18 protein-coding genes are annotated in these 20,906 nt (G+C 40.3%); 8 read left to right on the forward strand and 10 right to left on the reverse strand.

The genetic code is table 11. The annotated features are described in order from the left end of the window. Positions 1 to 45: 45 nt before the first annotated feature. Entirely contained in the window at positions 46 to 1,224 is a 1,179-nt protein-coding gene (locus CHX27_RS10450) for an acyl-CoA dehydrogenase family protein (protein WP_094486725.1), read from the reverse strand. A gap of 317 nt (positions 1,225 to 1,541) precedes the next feature. On the opposite strand from CHX27_RS10450, the gene CHX27_RS10455 reads away from it, so the two are divergent. Further along, on the forward strand, positions 1,542 to 2,207 hold the full coding sequence (locus tag CHX27_RS10455; protein WP_094486726.1) for a queuosine precursor transporter: 666 nt from the start codon (positions 1,542 to 1,544) through the stop codon (positions 2,205 to 2,207). A gap of 51 nt (positions 2,208 to 2,258) precedes the next feature. Here CHX27_RS10455 and CHX27_RS10460 read toward each other — a convergent pair whose 3' ends face one another. From CHX27_RS10460 to CHX27_RS10485, 6 genes are all read right to left on the reverse strand, one after another. Beyond that, the gene (locus CHX27_RS10460; protein ID WP_094486727.1) at positions 2,259 to 4,367 is read right to left on the reverse strand and encodes a prolyl oligopeptidase family serine peptidase; all 2,109 of its coding nucleotides are present in this window, start codon (positions 4,365 to 4,367) and stop codon (positions 2,259 to 2,261) included. A 169-nt stretch (positions 4,368 to 4,536) separates the two neighbouring features. Beyond that, positions 4,537 to 4,896 carry a DoxX family membrane protein gene (locus tag CHX27_RS10465; protein WP_094486728.1) on the reverse strand — a complete coding sequence of 120 codons (360 nt, stop codon included), beginning with the start codon at positions 4,894 to 4,896 and terminating at the stop codon, positions 4,537 to 4,539. Between the two features lie 105 nt (positions 4,897 to 5,001). Then, positions 5,002 to 5,994 (reverse strand): aspartate-semialdehyde dehydrogenase, encoded by a 993-nt coding sequence (locus tag CHX27_RS10470; protein WP_094486752.1) that lies wholly within the window; start codon positions 5,992 to 5,994, stop codon positions 5,002 to 5,004. A 168-nt stretch (positions 5,995 to 6,162) separates the two neighbouring features. Beyond that, the gene (gene mscL, locus CHX27_RS10475; RefSeq protein ID WP_094486729.1) at positions 6,163 to 6,546 is read right to left on the reverse strand and encodes a large conductance mechanosensitive channel protein MscL; all 384 of its coding nucleotides are present in this window, start codon (positions 6,544 to 6,546) and stop codon (positions 6,163 to 6,165) included. Between the two features lie 45 nt (positions 6,547 to 6,591). Further along, positions 6,592 to 9,015: a bifunctional UDP-N-acetylmuramoyl-tripeptide:D-alanyl-D-alanine ligase/alanine racemase gene (locus tag CHX27_RS10480; RefSeq protein ID WP_094486730.1), complete on the reverse strand. Its 2,424-nt coding sequence runs from the start codon at positions 9,013 to 9,015 to the stop codon at positions 6,592 to 6,594. Next, on the reverse strand, positions 9,015 to 9,632 hold the full coding sequence (locus CHX27_RS10485) for a thymidine kinase (RefSeq protein ID WP_094486731.1): 618 nt from the start codon (positions 9,630 to 9,632) through the stop codon (positions 9,015 to 9,017). Before CHX27_RS10485 ends, CHX27_RS10480 begins: the two co-directional genes overlap by 1 nt. A gap of 184 nt (positions 9,633 to 9,816) precedes the next feature. On the opposite strand from CHX27_RS10485, the gene CHX27_RS10490 reads away from it, so the two are divergent. The 5 genes from CHX27_RS10490 to recJ all read left to right on the forward strand — a co-directional run bounded on the left by CHX27_RS10490 (position 9,817) and on the right by recJ (position 15,259). Further along, positions 9,817 to 10,785: a glycoside hydrolase family protein gene (locus CHX27_RS10490; protein ID WP_094486732.1), complete on the forward strand. Its 969-nt coding sequence runs from the start codon at positions 9,817 to 9,819 to the stop codon at positions 10,783 to 10,785. A 2-nt stretch (positions 10,786 to 10,787) separates the two neighbouring features. Continuing rightward, positions 10,788 to 11,468 (forward strand): 16S rRNA (cytidine(1402)-2'-O)-methyltransferase, encoded by a 681-nt coding sequence (gene rsmI / locus CHX27_RS10495; RefSeq protein ID WP_094486733.1) that lies wholly within the window; start codon positions 10,788 to 10,790, stop codon positions 11,466 to 11,468. Between the two features lie 89 nt (positions 11,469 to 11,557). Beyond that, positions 11,558 to 12,847 (forward strand): ATP-binding protein, encoded by a 1,290-nt coding sequence (locus tag CHX27_RS10500; RefSeq protein WP_094486734.1) that lies wholly within the window; start codon positions 11,558 to 11,560, stop codon positions 12,845 to 12,847. A 3-nt stretch (positions 12,848 to 12,850) separates the two neighbouring features. Beyond that, positions 12,851 to 13,441: a hypothetical protein gene (locus CHX27_RS10505; RefSeq protein ID WP_094486735.1), complete on the forward strand. Its 591-nt coding sequence runs from the start codon at positions 12,851 to 12,853 to the stop codon at positions 13,439 to 13,441. Positions 13,442 to 13,567: 126 nt separating this feature from the next. Continuing rightward, on the forward strand, positions 13,568 to 15,259 hold the full coding sequence (gene recJ / locus CHX27_RS10510) for a single-stranded-DNA-specific exonuclease RecJ (protein WP_094486736.1): 1,692 nt from the start codon (positions 13,568 to 13,570) through the stop codon (positions 15,257 to 15,259). 46 nt (positions 15,260 to 15,305) lie between these two features. Here recJ and CHX27_RS10515 read toward each other — a convergent pair whose 3' ends face one another. Genes CHX27_RS10515 through CHX27_RS10525 form a run of 3 tightly spaced genes read right to left on the reverse strand, consistent with a single transcriptional unit; the run spans position 15,306 to position 17,293 of the window. After that, a complete protein-coding gene (locus tag CHX27_RS10515; protein WP_094486737.1) occupies positions 15,306 to 15,836 on the reverse strand; it encodes a 3-hydroxyanthranilate 3,4-dioxygenase in 531 nt (176 codons plus the stop codon). Then, positions 15,837 to 16,193, reverse strand: coding sequence for a hypothetical protein (locus tag CHX27_RS10520; RefSeq protein WP_094486738.1), 357 nt, complete (start codon positions 16,191 to 16,193; stop codon positions 15,837 to 15,839). It abuts the gene before it with no gap. After that, a complete protein-coding gene (locus CHX27_RS10525; protein ID WP_094486739.1) occupies positions 16,193 to 17,293 on the reverse strand; it encodes an endonuclease/exonuclease/phosphatase family protein in 1,101 nt (366 codons plus the stop codon). The genes CHX27_RS10520 and CHX27_RS10525 overlap by 1 nt, the downstream gene beginning before the upstream one ends. 133 nt (positions 17,294 to 17,426) lie before the next feature. Here CHX27_RS10525 and CHX27_RS10530 point away from each other — a divergent pair, with 133 nt between their 5' ends. After that, a complete protein-coding gene (locus CHX27_RS10530; RefSeq protein ID WP_094486740.1) occupies positions 17,427 to 20,279 on the forward strand; it encodes a carboxypeptidase-like regulatory domain-containing protein in 2,853 nt (950 codons plus the stop codon). A gap of 12 nt (positions 20,280 to 20,291) precedes the next feature. Then, entirely contained in the window at positions 20,292 to 20,903 is a 612-nt protein-coding gene (locus CHX27_RS10535; RefSeq protein WP_094486741.1) for a choice-of-anchor J domain-containing protein, read from the forward strand. Positions 20,904 to 20,906 lie beyond the last annotated feature (3 nt).

Consider the following 20,906-nt stretch of genomic DNA (forward strand, 5'->3'; position numbering starts at 1 on the left):
ACGCGCCTATAAAAAGCGCGTTCTTACTTGAAATTTGAATTTCTATTATTTGAAAGCCGAGTGGCCTGTGATGTCCATTCCGGTGATGAGCAAATGAATGTCGTGCGTACCTTCGTAAGTTACCACAGATTCGAGGTTCATCATATGGCGCATGATGCTGTATTCGCCGGTGATTCCCATACCGCCAAGGATTTGACGTGCTTCGCGAGCGATGTTTAGCGCCATTTCGACGTTGTTGCGTTTTGCCATCGAAATTTGAGCTGTTGTAGCGCGCCCTTCGTTACGCAACACACCTAAACGCCACGTTAACAACTGTGCTTTAGTGATTTCGGTAATCATTTCGGCTAATTTCTTTTGTTGCAATTGCGTGGCCGCGATAGGTTTGTCGAACTGAACACGTTCTTTAGCATAACGTAAGGCCGTGTCGTAGCAATCCATAGCGGCGCCGATAGCACCCCAAGCAATTCCGTAGCGCGCTGAGTCGAGACAACCTAGCGGTGCGCCCAAACCACTTTTATTTGGCAATAAATTCTCTTTTGGAACTTTTACATCTGCAAATATGAGCTCGCCCGTAGCTGAAGCGCGTAACGACCATTTGTTGTGTGTTTCTGGCGTTGAAAAGCCTTCCATACCGCGCTCTACGATTAAGCCGTGAATACGACCTTCTTCGTTTTTCGCCCATACCACTGCGATATCGGCAAACGGAGCGTTAGAGATCCATAGTTTTGCACCGTTTAGCAGGTAGTGATCGCCCATATCTTTGAAATTGGTGACCATACCGCCTGGATTCGAACCAAAATCGGGCTCGGTTAATCCGAAACAGCCCATCATTTCGCCACTAGCTAATTTTGGAAGGTATTTTTGGCGTTGTTCTTCGTTTCCGTATTTCCAGATCGGATACATTACGAGCGACGATTGCACTGAAGAGGTAGAACGTACGCCTGAATCGCCGCGTTCGATTTCCTGCATGATGAGTCCGTATGAAATCTGATCCAAACCAGCGCCGCCGTATTCTTCTGGGATATACGGACCGAAGCCACCGATTTCGGCAAGACCTTTAATGATTTGCTTAGGAAATTCAGCTCGTTGTGCATAATCTTCGATGATGGGAGAAACTTCGCGTTTAACCCAAGCACGAGCGGCATCGCGCACGAGTTTGTGTTCTTCAGTCAATAAATCATCTAACAAATAATAATCCGGTGCTTGGAATAAATCTGGTTTCATAGAAGTGAATTACAATTCGGCTGCAAATTTAGCTAAACTATCTCGATTTCGTAAGGATATAACAATTGTTTTGGAATGGTTTAAGGAGCAGCGGCGTAAATTCGCGCTCTTGTTTTTTTAAAAAGAGTAGAAAAAGAGGTTTGGGTGGGTTTAGCACTAACAATGAACATATCAGAACGCGAGCTGTTATTCATTTGAATACATGTTAGCGAGACAAGGATTTTTAATTAATTTCTGACAAACAGATATTTACGTTGGTCTTATACACTCGCTAAGCAGGTAGCTTTTTTAATTATATCTTTACACAAAGCCGATTTATGTTTAAAACCAGAAAGGATTTAGTTTTTGTAATACTGTGTGGAATTTTCATCACAAATGCTGTTGTTGCGGAATTAATTGGCGGAAAGCTTATTGAAATCGGCCCATTTGTTATGAGTATTGGAATTATTCCGTGGCCGATTGTTTTTTTAACTACCGATTTAATCAACGAGTATTTTGGCAAGCAAGGAGTTCAAAAGCTATCGTTTATCACGGCGGGTTTAATTGTTTATGCCTTTATCTTGTTGTTTGTTGCTATTAGCGTTCCGGCCGCCAAAGGAATTTCGCCGGTTTCGGATGAGGCTTTTACCGCGGTATTTGGCCAAAGTATGTGGATTATTGTGGGAAGTATTGCTGCATTTTTATTGTCGCAACTCATAGACGTAACGATTTTCAATTTCGTAAAATCGAAAACCGGCGGATCGAAAATTTGGTTGCGCAGTACGGGTTCGACGGTCATTTCCCAATTAATTGATTCGTTTGTAGTTTTGGGAATTGCATTTTACTTGCCCGGGAAAATCGACTTTGATACGTTTATTAGCTCGGCACTAACAGGCTATACCTTTAAACTTTCGTTGGCCATATTGCTAACACCACTGATTTACCTCGGACACTACGCGATAAGTAATTATTTAAAGAACGATCCGGCGCGGCTTTCGCAATAAAAAACGCCACTCAATCGAGTAGCGTTTTGTGTTGGGTGTTCGTTCCATTTGCTATTTTGGCATTTTATTAAATCCGAAGTTATGCAAGATAAATGCATACACATCGGTTGTTTCGTCGATTACCTTAGCAAGTGGTGTTCCTGCTCCGTGACCTGCGTTTGTTGCAATACGAATTAAAGTTGGATTTTCTCCGGATTGCTTTGATTGCAATTCGGCTGCAAATTTAAAACTGTGTGCGGGCACAACGCGATCGTCGTGATCGCCGGTAAGAATCATAGTTGCCGGATATTGCACGCCCGCACGTACGTTGTGTACAGGCGAATATTTGAAAAGATAGGCCGCCATTTCCTTGCTATCGGCAACTGTGCCGTAGTCGTACGCCCAGCCAGCGCCTGCCGTAAAGGTGTGATAACGCAACATGTCGAGTACGCCAACGGCTGGAATAGCCACTTTAGCAACATCTGGGCGCTGCGTCATAACTGCACCCACGAGTAAACCACCGTTAGAACCGCCGCGCAAGGCCAATCGCTGTGGCGAAGTATATTTTGCTTGAACTAAGTACTCGGCTGCGGCAATAAAATCGTCGAATACGTTTTGTTTCTTAAACTGTCGGCCACCGTCGTGCCATCTTTTACCGTACTCGCCGCCGCCACGAATATTGGCTACTGCGTAAATGCCTCCCATTTCGAGCCATACTGCAACGGTTGGCGAAAATTGCGGTGTCAGGCTAATATTGAAGCCGCCGTAACCATAAAGAATAGTCGGATTATTCCCGTCTCTCACTAAATCTTTTCTGTAAGTTATGGTCATCGGAATTTTCTCTCCATCTTTTGAAGTGTAGAAAACCTGTTCAGAAACATAATTCTCTGAATTGAAGTTTACTTTTGGAGCTTTAAAAAGCTGTGATGCTCCTTCTTTAATGTCGAGTTGATAAATTGCGCCCGGTGTAATGTAATTTGTGAACGAATAATACAAAGTTGTTTCTTTCTTTTTTGCAGAAAACCCCGAAGCTGTTCCTAAACCAGGTAGTTTTATTTCTTCGAGTAATTTCCCTGAATAATCGTGTTTGTAAACGACAGTATTAGCATCTTTAAGGTACGAAGCAAAAAGATAACCACCTGCGGTTGATGCTGAAAGTACGTTTTCGGTTGCCTCGATAATTGTTTTCCAAGACTTTGTTGGGTTTTGTAAATCGATTCGAACTACACGAACCGTTGGTGCATCTTTGTTTGTACTTGCAATCGCATAGTTTCCTTCCGTATCCAATACATCGAGATCGTAATCGAAGCCCGATTGAAGGGAAACGATTTTACGCTCTTTGCTGTTTAAATCAATGAAATAAAGCTCGTTTCCAGAAGTAGAATTTGCCGCTGAAATAAACAAATAGCGTTGGTCTTCGGTTACATAACCGCCTACGTAGCGGCGTTTGATTTCTTCGCCAAAAATCAGTTTATCCTTACTTTGAGGTTCTTTTAGTTTGTGGTAATAGAGCTTGTGTTGATCGGTTTTTGCAGAAAGTTCGCTGCCTTTTGGTTTATCGTAACTCGAATAGTAAAAGCCTTCGTTTTTATACCAAGAAACGCCGCTAAATTTAACGTCTATTAATTCATTCCCAATTGGTTTTCTTGTTTCTACATCAATCACGCGGATTTTTCGCCAATCGCTACCGCCTTCAGAAATAGAATAGGCTACTAGACTTCCGTCTAGAGAGAAAGACACATCTCCGAGCGACGTGGTTCCGTCTTTGGCAAAAGTATTTGGATCGAGGAAAACTTTTTCATTTCCGTTTTTGTCGATTTGAAAAAGTACCGATTGATTTTGCAATCCGTTGTTTTTGTAGTAGTAGGTGTAGTTTCCACGAACGAAAGGAGCCGAAACTTTCTCGTAGTTCATTTTCTTTTCCAACCTAATTCTGATTTCGTCTTTAAAAGAAACGCGTTCCAGATATTTGGCAGTAGTTTCGTTTTGCGCGATTACCCAAGCTGCGGTTTCGGCCGAACGATCGTCTTCTAACCATCGATAAGGATCATCGACTTTTAAATCAAAATATACGTCCGATTCCGATCCTCTGCGTGTGTTTGGATATTGATATTCGCTTCTGTTCTGCGCAAGCGAGGCGAACGAAAGACCCAAGAATACAGAAATTGCCACTACTTTCATACGATTTAAAATTTAGTGGCAAGTTAGTAAAGAAAACGTATTTACTCGAATGAGATTAAAAATCACTTTCAGCACGCAGCTCAACCAAAATGAAGAATGCCGTGACTAAAAATTGTTCGTCAAACCATTCTATTAAAAATGGCTTCAATAGTAAATAGAATGCCGCTAACTACATAAATAACGGACGGTATTGCGGCCAGTGCTTATAGATTAAAATCGCATTAAACAAACCAATAACTACCGCCGGAGCAATAGTGCTTGGGTGCACGTACAAGTGAAACAGCAAAATGTTGATTGAAATGGGCGCAAGTAAAATTAGGCTGAAGGCAACCCACTTTTTTGCTAATAGGAGACCTGCAATAAGGATTTCAAGTGCGCCAACAAAGGTTAGCAGATAAGAAACTTCGCCAAATGAATCCAGAAAGTCGGCTTCGGGATTGGGCAAAAACTCAAAAAATTTGTTGGCTCCAGAGAACAATAACACGATGCCTAAGAAAATACGAACGATTTTGGTAAACTGTGAATTCATAGCGTAAACATTTTAGCGTTTAACTTAACGTAATAGGAAAATGGTTAATAGTTTCCTAAATTACTAAATATTTACGAATTCAATTCACAAAAAAATATCGGATTCTTAAAACCCGATTTTATGAGCTACCAAATATTCAGCTATTTGAATCGTGTTTGTAGCTGCTCCTTTGCGCAAATTGTCGGCAACAATCCACAGATTTAATGTGTTTGGCTGACTTTCATCGCGGCGAATACGCCCCACGAAGACATCATCTTTATGTTGTGCAAATAGCGGCATCGGATATTCAAACTCTTGAATATTGTCGACTAAAGTTACGCCCGGAGTTTGTTCAAGAATTTTTCGAACATCCGCTAGTTCAAAATCATTTTCGAACGCTACGTTTACCGCTTCCGAATGACCTCCTACAACAGGCACGCGAACGGCCGTTGCAGTTACGGCAATACTGTTGTCGCTCAGTATTTTCTGAGTTTCGCGAACGAGTTTCATTTCTTCTTTCGTGTAGCCGTTATCTTCAAAGACGTCGCATTGGGGAATTGCATTTTTGTGAATTTGGTATTTGTAAGCCATTTCACCACTTATTCCCGCGAATTCATTTTCGAGTTGTTTCACAGCTTTAACACCCGTTCCGGTAATCGACTGATAGGTAGACACAACGATTCGCTTAATTTGGTACTTTTTGTGCAACGGCGCTAAAGCCATAACCATTTGAATGGTTGAACAATTCGGATTGGCAATGATTTTATCGGCAGCGGTTAGCACTTGTGCGTTGATTTCTGGAACGACAAGCTTTTTGGTCGGATCCATGCGCCAAGCCGACGAGTTATCGATTACTGTAGTGCCTGCTTCTGCGAACTTTGGCGCCCATTCGAGCGAGGTTCCGCCACCGGCTGAAAAAAGTGCTATGTGTGGTTTCATGGCAACAGCAGTTTCGAGAGAAACAACAGTATATTCCTGACCTTTAAACGAAATTTTCTTTCCAACCGATTTCTCAGATGCAACCGGAATTAGCTCGGTAACGGGAAAATTACGCTCTTCAAGAACTTGTAACATGATTTCGCCAACCATTCCGGTGGCACCAACAACTGCAACTTTCATTTTGATAATTTTTAAGCTTCGCAAAATTAGCGAATACACTCCGATTCGAACTAAAATTTTATGATACAATAAAGAAAAACCATCCTTGTGGGATGGCTTAAGTTAGAATATGTAGTGAGCGGTATGAATTTCGATTCCTACAATAAATTCTGAGCTTGAAAAAAGCTGTTATTTATTTTTTAGTGCGTCGCGAATTTCCATAAGTAACTTCTCTTCGTTACTTGGTGCTGGCGGAGCTGCAGGCGCTTCAGCTTCTTTCTTGCGAGCGGCATTTATTCCTTTAATTACAAGGAACAAAACAAATGCAACAATTAAAAAGTTTATGACGGCAGATAGAAACAGGCCGTATTTTACGGTTCCGAACATCGTTAATTCTTCGAGCTTACTCAAATTCGCTGCTTCAAGAGCCGGCTTTAAAAGCAAAGGTGTTAAAACGTCGTCGATAAAAGACGTAACAATTTTGCTAAATGCCGCTCCAATAATGACCCCGATTGCGAGATCAACGACATTGCCTCGCATAGCAAAGGCTTTAAATTCAGAAATCATTCCCACGTTTTGTGGTTTTTTTGGTTAATAATTGTGAAAGTACTAAAAACCTTATTCTCGGAAAAAAATTCTTTTCACGCGCTGGGAAATACCGGTTAAAATTTCATAGCTGATCGTACTTCCCGCTTTGGCAATTTCTTGAACAGTAGGACGCTTTCCGAAGACGATTACCGCGTCGCCTTCGCGACATGCAATTGCGCTAACATCTACCATCAGCATGTCCATACAAACCGAACCTACTATCGGTGCCGGCTGTTCGTGAATGATCACATAACCATTTTCATTACCCCAAAATCTCGGAATTCCATCGGCGTAACCTATTGGTATTGTTGCAATTGATGTCTTTTCTTTTGCCTTGAATCGTCGATTATATCCTACGGTTTCACCCGCTTGTAATTCATGAATTTGCGAGATTATCGACTTTAGTGTTCCAACTGTTTCGAGCTGATTTTGTTCTTCGTCACTAGAAGCCAATCCATATAAACCGATTCCCAAACGTACCATTTCAAATTGCGCTTCGGGATAATTTATGAGTCCAGACGTGTTTAAAATATGCCTGTAGAACTTTTTCGACAATTGCTTTTGGAGAACTTCAGTTGCCTGTAAAAATCGTTCGATTTGCTGTTCCGTAAACGAACGTTCGTTTAAATCGTCGCTAGCGGCCAAGTGCGATAATACCGATCTCACTTCCAACTCGGGTACGTTTGTAAGTTCTTGCGCTAAATCGGCCACAGAATCTGGCGCGAAACCCAGTCGGTGCATGCCTGTGTCGATTTTTACGTGAACCGGATATGCCGTTGCGCCAACTTTTCGTGTTGCTTCCGCGAAAGCGTTCAAGGCACGAAAACTGTAGATTTCAGGTTCCAATTGATATTGAATAATCTCATCGAAAGCTGTCGACTCTGGATTCAAAACCATAATCGGAACCGAGATTCCCGCTTGTCGGAGTTTCACACCTTCATCGGCAAAAGCTACTCCCAAATAATCAACTTTGTTAAATTCGAGCAATCGCGCGATTTCTTCTCCGCCGTTTCCGTAGCCAAAAGCTTTTACCATGACCATGAGTTTCACGCCGGGTTTTAGCTTCGATTTGTAGTGATTTAGATTATGCGTTAAGGCACTCAAGTTAATTTCCAGTACGGTTTCGTGCTTTTGCTGTTCGAGAATTTTTAGAATTTTCTCGAATTCAAATTTCCGGGCACCTTTTATTAAAACCGAAGCATCCGACCAGTTGCGAAGTGTTTCGTCTTGTAAAAACGCGGCTGTAGTCTCAAAATGCTTTCGCAATGCTGTACCTTTAATTTCACGAGACCATTCCCCCACGGTGACTATCTCGGCTAAATCATATTGATGTAATAACTGCTCGATTTTTGATAGCGTGTGGGCATCCGACTCTGCAAAATCAGACAAAACCAGTATCTTTTTCAGTGCAGAAGACTGATTTTTCAAAAAGTCGAGTGCTATTTGCAGCGATTGTAAGTCGGCACTATACGAATCGTCTATGATTTGCAAGTTACGCACGCCGTTTTTAATCGACAAACGCATGTTAACTTGAGGCAACGAACTAATTCGATTTGCTATAATTTGAAAATCAATCTTCAGCGCCAGCATGGTTGTAATGCAATGTGCTGCATTTTGTATCGAAGCGCCGTCGGTAAACGGCAAGCTTAAAGAAAAAGTTTTTGAATTAGTCTGTATTTCAAGCCTTGTAGTGTGTGCGAGCTCTTCTTTCTGAATATAAATTTGTGCCGAAGTATTTGAAAAGCTCCATGTGTAGAATCGCTGATCGATCTTGGTAAATTGTTCAAATGTTTCGTATTCACCGATCACCAAACGAGCCGATGTGTAGAGTTTTGCTTTTTCTGAAAATTTCTGCGCCCGATTCTCGAAACCCGCGTCATGAGCCGAATAAATATTAGTTAAAACGGCTATTTCGGGTTGTAGCATGTCGGCAAGTGCCTGCATTTCGTTGGTGGTCGAAATTCCTGCTTCAAAAATCCCCAAGGTGTGTTGTTGTTCAAGTGTTAGTACAGACAGCGCCACGCCCACTTGAGAATTATAACTTTTCGGACTTTTAGCAATATAATAATCCGGCGAAAGCAAGTAGTACAGCCATTCTTTTACTACTGTTTTGCCGTTACTGCCGGTTATGGCAATTACGGGTAAGGCAAATTTTGCGCGGTGCGAAGCGGCTAGTTTTTGAAGGGCTTGCAAAACATTGGGAACGAGCAAAACCTGAATACCTGGTACTTTTCCGCGATAATCTTGTTCGCTCACAAAGTATCGAACGCCTTGTTCGGCGGCTTTTCCAATGAAATCGGCGCCGTTAAAATTTGGTCCGCTTAAAGCGAAGAAAACTGTTTTTTCGTTGTTGTTACCCGATCGCGAATCGGTGGAAATATGTGTAAAGAGAAAATCGTCCGTTGGGATTTCGGTTTTAGTCAGTAACGAACAAATTTCTTTCCACGAAAACATTACGATAATTCGTTTGTAGGTTCGCTCTTATTCTCGGCTTGTTCGCGAATGGCGTTGTAGTAAGCCGCACGCGATAAGGGTTCGTATTCTTCGGTTTCGCCGAGTAAAACCAGTTTATCGTTGTCGGTTTTACGGAAACTGTAGTGCGCTAAATTTCCGGTACGGGTACAAACGGCGTGCACTTTCGTGACGTATTCGGCGGTGGCCATCAAGGCAGGCATGGGCCCAAACGGATTTCCTTTAAAATCCATATCCAAACCGGCAACAATAACGCGAATACCGCTGTTTGCCAAATCGTTACAAACGGTAATAATTTCATCGTCAAAGAATTGCGCCTCATCGATGCCAACCACATCGCAGCCTTGTGCCAACAAGCGAATATTAGCCGCAGCAGGAACTGGAGTAGAACGAATTTCATTAGCATCGTGCGAAACCACCATTTCGTCGTGATAGCGTGTATCGATTGCAGGTTTAAAAATTTCAACTTTTTGCTTGGCAAATTGCGCGCGTTTGAGTCGTCGGATGAGCTCTTCGGTTTTTCCCGAAAACATGGAGCCGCAAATAACTTCTATCCATCCAAACTGCTCTTTGTGATTAACGGTATTTTCAAGAAACATTTTTCGGCAATTGTGAAGTTGAAACTGATTAGATTTTATTACTTTGTAGCCGTTGTGCGATCATTTTTAACCCCAGCTCAGCGTTTCAAATGTAGCCAAATTTTCTATACGTGAATGTAGAATCTCGGCTTCGCAGAACAACTGTTTATCAATAGAAAAGAAAATTTACAACCGCTTCGTGTTTATGAAAAAGAAAGTAGAAGGCGAATTAATTAGCATTGCGCATCGTGTTTTGAAACTAAAAGACAGTTCAGATCTTCGGGTTTTGCACGAAGAAGCTAAAAACTTGTATGAGAAATTAAGTGTTTTGCTTTTTGTAGAAACGCAATTTGGCTCCGTTATGCCTACGATTGGTAAGGCTGAAATTCAAGATTTAGTTGTCGAACATTACGAAAAGCCAGCAGCTACTGTTTTGGACACCGCTGTCGCAGAAGAAAAAGAAACTCCAATTTCTGAAATTGAGGTTGCCGAAGTTCCAGAAGTTTCAGCGGTCGAAGAAGAAACGACCGAGGTTGTTGTCGACGAAAATCCAGAACCAGAACCAACTCCCGAGCCTTTAGCTGTTCCTGCATTTGAAACGCGCAGCGAAGCGCCAAAACAAATTAGTTTCGCCGATTTGTTGGGTAGCGATTACACCGAACCTATTTTCGACAAAGTTTCAGATGCCGTTCCTGTTGTTAATGAAACGCAAAATGAAGAGCCCGCTTCCGCAGAAGTAGCAGATGATTCTGAGGAAGAAATTATTCTGGAAACACGGCTTGAGGCTGAGAATGTAGTTGAAAGCATCGAAACGCCTTTTGATTTGCCAATTGAAGAAGTTAAAGCTCCAGCGGTCGACTTATCGTTTGAACCTACTTTCACTGCGGCAACTCAAGTAGAGGAAACTAAGTCGGTTTCCTTTGAAACGCAGCCCGAAAATGGGTTGCGCAGTTTTCAGTTTGGCCTAAACGACCGAATCGGATTTGAACGCAATCTTTTCGGTGGAAGCGCAGAAGACATGAATCGCGTTGTTTCTCAGCTCAGTACATTTAATTCTTACGAAGAAGCCGCTGAATTTATTGACGAAATGGTGCGTCCTGATTACAATAATTGGAATGGAAAGGATGAATATGTAGAGCGATTTTTAGACATCATAAAAAGACGCTTTTCGTAATAATGACGGGTAAATTATTTGTTGTTCCAACGCCGATTGGAAATCTGGGCGACATGACCTACCGAGCTATTGAGGTGCTAAAAGCAGCCGATTTAATTTTGGCGGAAGACACCCGAAATAGCGGGAAATTACTCAAGCACTTCGAGATTTCCACGCCTATGTCGAGTTATCACATGCACAACGAGCATCAGACCGTAAAGGGTTTAATTCAAAAACTGCAAAACGGAAATGTACTTGCTTTAATTAGTGATGCGGGAACTCCGGCGATTTCAGATCCGGGATTTTTATTGGTTCGTGCTTGCGTGGAAAACGGAATACCGGTAGAAACTTTACCAGGAGCAACGGCTTTTGTTCCAGCTTTAGTGAACAGCGGCTTTCCATCAGATCGCTTCGTTTTCGAAGGATTTCTTCCCGAAAAAAAAGGTCGGCAAACGCGTTTACTTGAGCTCGCCAAAGAAGTAAGAACAGTGGTTTTGTATGTTTCTCCTCATAAATTGTTGAAGACTTTAGAGGAAATAAAAACGTATTTTGGTGACGATCGACAAGTTAGTTGCAGTCGGGAACTTTCGAAATTACACGAGGAAAACGTTCGCGGAACCGCAATTGAATTGATCGCTCATTTTTCTGCGAAAGCGATAAGAGGAGAATTCGTGGTTTGCATTGCGGGAAAACAGCGCAAATAGTGAAAATGAATCAAAATATTTTTGTAAAAATTTAGCTAGTATATTTGCTTCGGTAATTATTAAACCATATTTTCAAAACTCTACACAATTTGAAAGCAGACACTTTAAATAACAGATTACTAGAAATTGAGAACGTCGGACCTATCAAGAAGGTAAGTCTATTCGTCAATAAATTTAACGTTTTCATCGGTGCTCAAAGTAGTGGCAAAAGTGTTATCGCGAAAATTCTAAGTTTTTGCAATTGGGTTGAAAAAGATATTGCGATTAATCAATCGTTTGCTGATTACGAAAAAAGACCAAACTACTTCATCGAAAAATTAGAGACTTTTCACAAGCTTAAAGGTTACTTGAATGAAAATAGTGTTATTCGGTTTTCTACAAACGTTATAAATCTTGAATATGTAAGAGGTAAGATAAACATTAGCTGGAAAAATAAGTATTCATACCAAAGAACAAAAATTTCATATATCCCTGCTGAGCGAAATTTAGCGATGTTACCAGAAATTGAGAAAGTAGACTTTCCTAACAACTATTTGAAGAGCTTTCTGTTTGATTGGTTTGACGCTCGGAAAAATTATAACGACGCGAATAAATTAAAGATTTTAAACATCAATGTAGAATTTTATTATCTAGAAGGAAAAAAAGATAATATAATTGGTAGTGTAGATGGCCTTTATAATACCCCTTTAACACAAGCTTCAAGTGGTTTACAGTCTGTTGTTCCTTTAATAGTTTTAGTAGATTATCTAACTACAAAAATTTATTCTGAAGAGCAGAATATATCCTTTTTATTTGACGAGCTAAGAATGAAGGTTAATGATTTGCTTTTAGATGATTTAGTATTAGCCCCTTTGTTTTCTAACGAACAATTGAAAAGTGGTACAAGAAAGGCAGATATCTTTGAAGAATTTGTTAAACTTTTAAAAACTGGTGATGAGTCAGCAAATCAGAAATTTAAATTTTACCATGAAGTTAGAGATAAAATATTTAAAACTCATGGCACGAATCTGATAATCGAGGAACCAGAACAAAACCTTTTCCCTTCAACGCAAAAGGCCTTAATATATTATCTACTTAAATCTGTCGCAGCAAATGAGAATCATTCAATTACAATGACTACTCACAGCCCGTACATTTTATATGCAATAAATAACTGTGTTTTAGGTTTTCTAACAAAAGATAAATCGGATACTAATGATTTTGAATCGCTGGATTGTTACGACTCATTAATCGACCCTTTGTCCGTATCTATTTATGAAGTTGAGAATGGCCAGCTCCGCTCAATTCAAGAAAGTGATGGCCTTATTAAAGATAATTTCTTTGATAAAAAAATGAAAGAATTGATGGACGAATTTTACATTATGCTTAATCATTATTGATTTATGATTGAATTAGGTATAAGTAAGAAATTTGAACATCAAATTTCCAGGCTATTAAAATTTAATTGTTCTGTTTTCGTTGTCGATTATTCTAATTCTAGTCTAATTAATGAGAGTAAGCGGGGAGTTGAAATTTATGCTGTTAATCCTCCAGAAGATGCCGCATATTTCTCTATCTACAATGAAAATGAAATTGATTTTAGAGGATTGATTTTTGATCATACTAGTTTTCGTCATAAAAATGGAAAAACCAAAACACAGTGTGAGGCTGTTTTCTTTCCTAACTCCGACTTAGCAAATACATGGGTTTTATTCTGTGAATTAAAGTATAGCAATTTACCGAATAGGAATAGTTTAAATCTTACTAAAGCACTAAAACAACTTTATAAAACTAGATACTACTACGTTCAAGAAAATGTAATTAGTACTCTTAATAATTCTTATTTAGTAGCTTCATTACCACTTCAAAGTGAACCGTTCCCAAATTTTATTTTAAGTCCAGCTTTGTTACTCAAACTGAAATCTAAAAGAAACATTATAGTAAGGCTACAAAACAGTGTCTCAATTAAATCTCTTCGACAATTATCAATTTAAAGATTCTGCGTTGACTGGATCAATTTAAATATTGAAGATTTTACCGCATAAGTTTTACGGAAAAGCCGTAATTCCATATCCGAAAAAGCACTTACTTTCGTTAGCTCTATTCCATACAGAAAATTTATGCGCTGGAAATTAAAACCACTACCCGAACTTCACGAAATACAAGCCTTACAAGCAGCCGGAATAAAAAGCGAAATCTTAGCTAGCTTGTTTTTGCAACGCAACATTCGCGATTTTGACACTGCTCGAGAATTTTGCAACCCGGATTTAAGCGCGCTCCATGATCCGTTTTTGATGCGCGATATGGACGTTGCCGTGAATCGTGTTTTACAAGCACTTAATCAAAACGAACGCATTTTGGTTTTTGGCGATTACGATGTAGATGGAACTACAGCCGTTTCGTTGATGTACACCTATTTAGCTACAAAAACAACTTCGGTATCTCATTACATACCCGATCGGTACACCGAAGGTTATGGCGTTTCGAAACGTGGAATCGACTTTGCCGCCGATAACGACTTTACTTTGATCATTGCGCTCGATTGTGGAATTAAATCGGTTGAGCTAGTGGCGTATGCAAAAACACTTGGAATTGATTTTATTATTTGCGATCATCATTTACCCGGTGCTATTATTCCTGAAGCAGTGGCCGTTTTGGATCCGAAACGAGTTGATTGTGCGTATCCGTACAAAGAGCTCTGCGGCTGTGGTGTTGGTTTTAAGCTGGTTCAGGCCATAGAAAGTAAATTGGAAAACGACACCGACTTTGTGTGGAGTTTACTCGATTTTGTGGCTATTGCGATAGCGGCAGACATAGTTCCGTTGACGGGAGAAAATCGGATTTTGGCGTATTTTGGTTTGGAACTTATTAATCGAGATTGCCGCGTTGGATTAAAAGCTTTGAAGCAGAAATCGAAAAAGAAAGTGCTCGATTTAGAAGACTTGGTTTTTGTGTTTGCGCCACGAATAAATGCCGCAGGTCGAATTAATCTCGGACGAGACGCGGTAGAATTGATGATTGAAACCGACGAACAAGTAGCGCAATCTTTTGCCGACGCGATAGAATCGTACAATGAAACGCGACGTGAATTTGATCAACAAACGACGGTAGAAGCTTTGGAACAAATTCGTAAAAACAAAGAGGAGGAGGCACCCGCTACAGTCGTTTTCGATGCGCATTGGAACAAGGGCGTAATCGGGATTGTAGCTTCGCGGTTAATTGAAACGCATTACCGACCCACTTTGGTTTTTACTAAAAGTAAAGGAGTTTACGCTGCTTCGGGAAGATCGGTTGCGGGATTTGATTTGTATCAAGCTTTAGAAGCCTGCCAGCAACACTTGGTGCAATTTGGCGGACACACTTTTGCCGCAGGAATGACGATTTTACCGGAAAACTATATCGAATTTAAAAAAGCCTTTAATGCAGTAGTTCAGGAATTGCGCGCACCGGAAACGCTCGAGCCTGAAATCGAAATCGACATGGAAATCGACATCCAACGCGTGTCGGATAATTTGGTTGCTAATTACAGCAGGCTTGGACCTTTTGGACCCGCACACATGAAACCTGTTTTTTTAAGCAAAAATGTACGAATTGCTGCCTCGGCGCGAACAGTTGGCAAAGATAAATCGCATTTGAGTTTTGAATTGGAACTCGACGATCAGCGAAAAATTACGGCGATAGCTTTTAAGCAAGGCTCAAGAGTTGACGAGGCTTCGGGTAGTGTTGATGTTGTGTACACGATTAACTATAACGAATTTCGCGACGTCAGAAAGCTTCAATTAATTGTGATTGACTTTCGAAAATCGGTTTAACTCAATGCTGCAATCGGGTTACAATAATCGAAGGATTTGTATTGAATCAGTTGCTAACGAATCTTGGATCGGTATCCATCTTTGTGCCACATACCGAACAGGTTCTTAATTCTTCGTTGGCATAAAATGCTTTGAAATGCGGAAGGAAATCGGTTTCGATATTCTTCAGCTCAAAATAAACTTCGTGAAGTTTGTGATTGCAATTTTCGCAATACCAAAGCAAACCATCGGTAAAACCTTGATTGTCGCGCTTTCTCTCGATAACCAAACCTACCGAATTAGCCGAACGAACGGGCGAATGTGGTGTTTTCGCAGGATGTAAATACACATCTCCCGGACCAAGTTTTTTAATTTCTAAACCGTTTTCTGTTTGAATTTTTAATTCAATTGTGCCTTCCAGCTGAAAGAAGAATTCTTCGGTTTCGTTATAGTGGAAATCTTTTCGAGCGTTCGGACCACCTACAATCATGATGATGTAATCGCCCGATTCTACAAAAAGTTGTTTGTTGCCAACGGGTGGTTTTAGGAGTTCTTTGTTTTCGGAAATCCAAGTAAAAAGGTTAAACGGTGCTTCCATCTATTTGACGATTGCGAACTTTTGCGGATTGATTATCGAAGGTAAACCTCCAGACTCCTTTCCGTTAACAATGACTCCTTTTACTACGATATTTTTGTCTTTCAGTTTGTTGTAATCAATTTTTAGCCGGTTAAGCAACTTTTCGCTAACAACTACGCTAAAAATATTATTGGGAAATGCTACGTCGATATTAAGCGTAATCAAATTCGTTTCGGTTGATTTACGAACGCCAACCACTTTTCCCTTAACAAATTTGTCTTTGCCAATAAAATTGGTAATTACTTTCGTGGAAATTGTATCCTGCGCGAAGGTTTCCGCGAAAGCGAAAAACACCAAAAGAACAAGAACCTTTTTCATTACTTACCTTCTTTAATCAGATAAATATAAACGGGAAAGTGGTCGCTATAACCAATTTCGTTTGCAGAATGGCGCAGCGGATATCCTTTGTACTGACCGTCGGTTTGAATTAAATACGACTTATTAAAAATTCCCGCTTTCCAATATTTGAATGAGCTGTAATCACCTTTTACCAATCCTTCAGAAACCATAATTTGGTCGAAAATATCGCCACTGTCACGGTAAAAAAGCGTTGCGTGTCCTTCTTTAGCCATTTGTTCGAACGGGTTGTAGATGTCGCCTTCTTTCACTTCATCTTTCTTCAATTTAGCGCCAATTCCAAGTTTAATAGATTTGTTGTATGAGCCGTCGTTGTAATCGCCCATGGTAATTATTTTCGCTTTTGGATTAATTTTAAAGAGCGAATCCATGATTTTTCGATTCAATTTTCCAGCAGCTTCTCTAAACGGACTACTTTTTTTCTCACCTCCGGAACGCGACGGCCAGTGATTTACTAAAACGTGAATTTCTTCGCCATCGAGTAAGCCCGTAACTAATAATATGTCTCGGGTGTACACGCGGTCGTCGGTAGCTACTTCAATTTTATCGTCCGAAACTTCTTCTTCCTCTTTCTTTTCCTTAACTTTTTGATTGTTTCTGTAAATTAAGAGTGGAATATTCTTGTAGCTGGTAGGCTTAAAATGCTTTTTTTGGTAGAGCAATGCCACATCGATTCCGCGTTTATCTGGCGAATCGTAATGAACGATACCGTAATTTCCCGGCAGCATTTTCGGTTGTTTCACTAAATCTTCGAGTACGCCACGATTTTCAATTTCCACACCACCAATAAGTACGGGCATTTCTTTTTGTTGATCTGAAGTTCCGATTTCAGACAAAACACGCGACAGATTTGTTAATTTTTTCTTATATTTCTTCGATGTCCAGTTTTGAGCACCGTTAGGCAACCATTCTTCATCATTATTTGGATTGTTGATGGTGTCGAATAAATTTTCGAAGTTGTAAAACGCAACGGTATGCACATAATACTTTTTAGCCTGTGAAAATGAGGCCTGAAATGCAAAAAAAAGAACAATTATGGCATTCCATTTAGAAATTCGCATAAGTAGAATATTAAATTAATATGAAGAATCGATTTAAAGTCGGTCACAAAAGTAGATAATATTAATTAATGCTATACTTTTGCACCCGTTAAGAAAAAATTAATCTTGACATTTTATTAACTTTTATATTTATATGAAGAGACTCGTAATCAGTACACTACTTGTTTTGCAGGTTTTGGTAGGTTGGGCACAGACCGAATCTAAGGTAACCGGACTTGTAGTTGATTCTAAAACCAAACAGCCATTACAAGGCGTAGTTGTTAGCGTTGAAAATTCTGCTCTAACAACATTTACAAATGAACTTGGGCAATTTACGATTGATAAGGCGCCGGTAGGAAGCCAGATCGTGAGTGTACTTAGCGCCGGATTTAACAGACAACTTTTGAATGTTAAAATTGAAGAAGGGCAAACCCTTGATTTGGGAACAATTGTTTTAACAGAAGACCAAACCGAGGAACAGCAATTAGCTTTAATTACTATTGTAGAAAACGATTTAGGTGACGACAACTCTGGTTCTGAAAACACGGCGGGGCTTTTACAAGCTACTCGCGACGTTTACCAGCAAGCGGCTGCTTTCAACTGGGGTCAGGCGCGTTTTAGAATACGTGGACTTGATAACGAGTACGGAACAACGATGATTAATGGCGTTGTCATGAATAAAATCCTTGATGGTCGCCCACAGTGGGGTAACTGGGGAGGACTAAACGATGCAACACGTAACCAAGAGTTTACCTTTGGTACAGCTCCGTCGGATTATACCTTTGGCGGAATATTAGGTACACAGGAAATTAATACGCGTGCGTCGATTTACCGTCCAGGTTCTCGTGTTTCTTTCGCTGGAACAAATACCAACTATTCGTACAGAATTATGGGAACTCATGCTTCGGGCATGAATAAAGATGGCTGGGCTTACGTTGTTTCTGCTGGTCGTCGTTGGGCAACTCAAGGTTACTTTGAAGGCACGGATTACGATGCGAACTCATTATTTGCTTCAGTAGAAAAGAAAATTGGAGAAAATCACAGCTTGAACTTTACAGCAATTTATGCGCAGAACAAGCGTGGTAGAAACTCGGCGAACACGCAAGAAGTTACAGACTTAGCAGGGGTTAAATACAACTCGTGGTGGGGTTATCAGGAAGGTGAACGCAGAAATAGTCGTGTTCGCGAAGTAGAAGAGCCTGTTTTCATGTTGAGCCACTACTGGAAAATTAATGATAAAAACAAACTGACTACAAACGTAATGCATCAGTTTGGTAAGATTGGAAACTCTCGTATCGATGCCGCAGAACAAGCTACAGGTATTGATGCCAACGGAAATAGCATTGGATTTTTATGGGAACCAACCTACTACAGAAACCTACCTAGCTACTACACTTCGCTTTGGAACTTAGATGACTATACTGATTTCCAAGGAGATGATCCTGCTAACGTTGCTTTAGCCGACCAAGCTCGACAAACGTTCTTAAATAACCGTCAAATCAATTGGGACGCTATTTACCGAGCAAACCGCAGTAGCGTAGACGGAAGAAGTAATTATATTCTTTACGAAGATCGTACCGACGATAAATTATGGGTAGCTAACTCTATTTTGAGTTCACAATTATCAGATAACATAGCGCTAAACGCGGGCGTTTCATACAGAACATTGCGTTCCGAGAATTTCCAAAACGTACTTGACCTCTTGGGTGGAACATACTTCGCAGATTACGACTTTTTCTTCACGGGAGACGCAGCGCAACCCGATTTGAACAACCCGAACCGCAATGTAGGTGTGGGAGATCGTTATGGTTACAATTATATTCTTCGTGCAAACACACTAGATGCCTTCACACAATTCCGATTCAATTACAGAAAAGTAGATTTCTATTTAGCGCAATCGTTTACAGCTACAAACTACCAAAGAGAAGGTCTTTATAGAAATGGAATTTATCCAAACAACTCTTTTGGAGATAGCGAAAATGTTGATTTCGAAAACTTTGCATTCAAAGGCGGATTCACTTGGAAATTAACAGGAAGAAATTTCATCAACTTCAATGGTGCGCACCTAACTAAGGCACCAACAATGCGAAATACATTTTTCAACGCGAGATTAAACAACAATGTTGTTGACAACATCCAAAGTGAAAATGTTTCCAGTATGGATTTAAGTTACATTTTGAGAACTCCAACTTTCAAACTTAAACTCACCGGATTCATCACCCGCGTTAGAAATGCAACTACCAATACGTTCTTTTTCGCTGACGCTGTGCTAGACGAAGGTGGAGATGGAGCAGAATCGGCATTCGTTGCACAAACCATGACTGAAGTTGGGCGCAGAAATATGGGACTCGAATTCGGTTCAGAGTACCAAATTACGTCTACGTTGAAAGCCACAGTTGCAGCATCTTATGGCGAGTATATTTTTGATGGAAATCCGAACCTTTTCTTAAATAGCGATTCAACCGCTGCCGACAATGCTGAGATTTTGAATCCAGTTTCGTCTAGAGGTAAAGCTTTGATTGACAATTATCGTCAGGCTGGTATGCCTCAACAAGCATATAGCTTTGGCTTAGAATATCGCGATCCGAAATTTTGGTGGATTGGGGCGAATGTGAACTATTTAGCAGATACGTACATCGATATTGCACCTTTATTGAGAACGAACGATTTCGTTACGAACTTCAATGATCCTTTTAACTTACCTTTCCCAGAAGCTACTCCTGAGCTAACACGCGAATTGTTGAAGCAAGAAAAATTCGATCCATACACTTTAGTAAACCTTACAGGAGGTAAATCTTGGAGAATTAAAGGCAACACTTTTGGATTTTTTGCATCTATAAATAACGTTTTTGATACCGAGTACAAAACTGGTGGATTTGAACAAGCTCGTAATGCAAACTTGAGAGAACTAAATCAAGACGTATCAAGCGGAACTCCTGCTTTTGGAAACCGTTACTTTTACGGTTTTGGAAGAACATATTTCATAAATTTATACATAAACTTTTAAGTAGTCTCAGATATGAAAACAGCATTTAAATTTTTAGCTTTCGCTGGATTAAGCATTCTGGCAGGCGCTTGTACACAGGAAGATGACACTTCAATTCCAGATATCACTCCGGTGGTAGCTTTTGAAGACTTCTTGCATTCAGCAGATAATACCTTGTTAACCATTGATGGTTGGCAAAACGTAGCAACAGCTGGAACTGTTTTGTGGAAACAACAGATTTATCAAGGGAACGGCTATGCGGAATTTAGCCCATTCCAGTCGACAGATGCGAGTACAATCGGTTGGTTAATTAGCCCAGAGATTGATTTAGATAAGCAAGAAGGTGAGATTTTGAGATTTCAAAGTTCACAGAGTTACGTTTCATCTGCACAGAATAAGTTGGAGGTTTTTTACTCTACAAATTACGATGGCACCAACATTGCCGCTGCTACTTGGACGCCTATCGTAGCGAATTTACCTACTCCAGACGCTACTTACTTTGAGTTTCAAGATTCAGGGGAAATCAGTTTGAATGATGTAGCTGGTAAAGTGCGTATAGCTTTTAAATATACCGGTTCCGGTTCAAACAGTGCTTTGGACGGATCATACCAAATAGATTCGTTTAGAGTGTACTACAACAAATAATAT

The organism is Flavobacterium aurantiibacter, from assembly GCF_002251775.1.
Lineage (GTDB): Bacteria > Bacteroidota > Bacteroidia > Flavobacteriales > Flavobacteriaceae > Flavobacterium > Flavobacterium aurantiibacter.

What these genes read in the sequence shown, in the direction of transcription:
- CHX27_RS10450 (WP_094486725.1), bottom strand. Translation starts at nt 1,224, where the DNA reads ATGAAACCAGATTTATTCCAAGCACCGGATTATTATTTGTTAGATGAT.
- CHX27_RS10455 (WP_094486726.1), top strand. Translation starts at nt 1,542, where the DNA reads ATGTTTAAAACCAGAAAGGATTTAGTTTTTGTAATACTGTGTGGAATT.
- CHX27_RS10460 (WP_094486727.1), bottom strand. Translation starts at nt 4,367, where the DNA reads ATGAAAGTAGTGGCAATTTCTGTATTCTTGGGTCTTTCGTTCGCCTCG.
- CHX27_RS10465 (WP_094486728.1), bottom strand. Translation starts at nt 4,896, where the DNA reads ATGAATTCACAGTTTACCAAAATCGTTCGTATTTTCTTAGGCATCGTG.
- CHX27_RS10470 (WP_094486752.1), bottom strand. Translation starts at nt 5,994, where the DNA reads ATGAAAGTTGCAGTTGTTGGTGCCACCGGAATGGTTGGCGAAATCATG.
- CHX27_RS10480 (WP_094486730.1), bottom strand. Translation starts at nt 9,015, where the DNA reads ATGTTTTCGTGGAAAGAAATTTGTTCGTTACTGACTAAAACCGAAATC.
- CHX27_RS10485 (WP_094486731.1), bottom strand. Translation starts at nt 9,632, where the DNA reads ATGTTTCTTGAAAATACCGTTAATCACAAAGAGCAGTTTGGATGGATA.
- CHX27_RS10490 (WP_094486732.1), top strand. Translation starts at nt 9,817, where the DNA reads ATGAAAAAGAAAGTAGAAGGCGAATTAATTAGCATTGCGCATCGTGTT.
- rsmI (WP_094486733.1), top strand. Translation starts at nt 10,788, where the DNA reads ATGACGGGTAAATTATTTGTTGTTCCAACGCCGATTGGAAATCTGGGC.
- CHX27_RS10505 (WP_094486735.1), top strand. Translation starts at nt 12,851, where the DNA reads ATGATTGAATTAGGTATAAGTAAGAAATTTGAACATCAAATTTCCAGG.
- recJ (WP_094486736.1), top strand. Translation starts at nt 13,568, where the DNA reads ATGCGCTGGAAATTAAAACCACTACCCGAACTTCACGAAATACAAGCC.
- CHX27_RS10515 (WP_094486737.1), bottom strand. Translation starts at nt 15,836, where the DNA reads ATGGAAGCACCGTTTAACCTTTTTACTTGGATTTCCGAAAACAAAGAA.
- CHX27_RS10520 (WP_094486738.1), bottom strand. Translation starts at nt 16,193, where the DNA reads ATGAAAAAGGTTCTTGTTCTTTTGGTGTTTTTCGCTTTCGCGGAAACC.
- CHX27_RS10525 (WP_094486739.1), bottom strand. Translation starts at nt 17,293, where the DNA reads ATGCGAATTTCTAAATGGAATGCCATAATTGTTCTTTTTTTTGCATTT.
- CHX27_RS10530 (WP_094486740.1), top strand. Translation starts at nt 17,427, where the DNA reads ATGAAGAGACTCGTAATCAGTACACTACTTGTTTTGCAGGTTTTGGTA.
- CHX27_RS10535 (WP_094486741.1), top strand. Translation starts at nt 20,292, where the DNA reads ATGAAAACAGCATTTAAATTTTTAGCTTTCGCTGGATTAAGCATTCTG.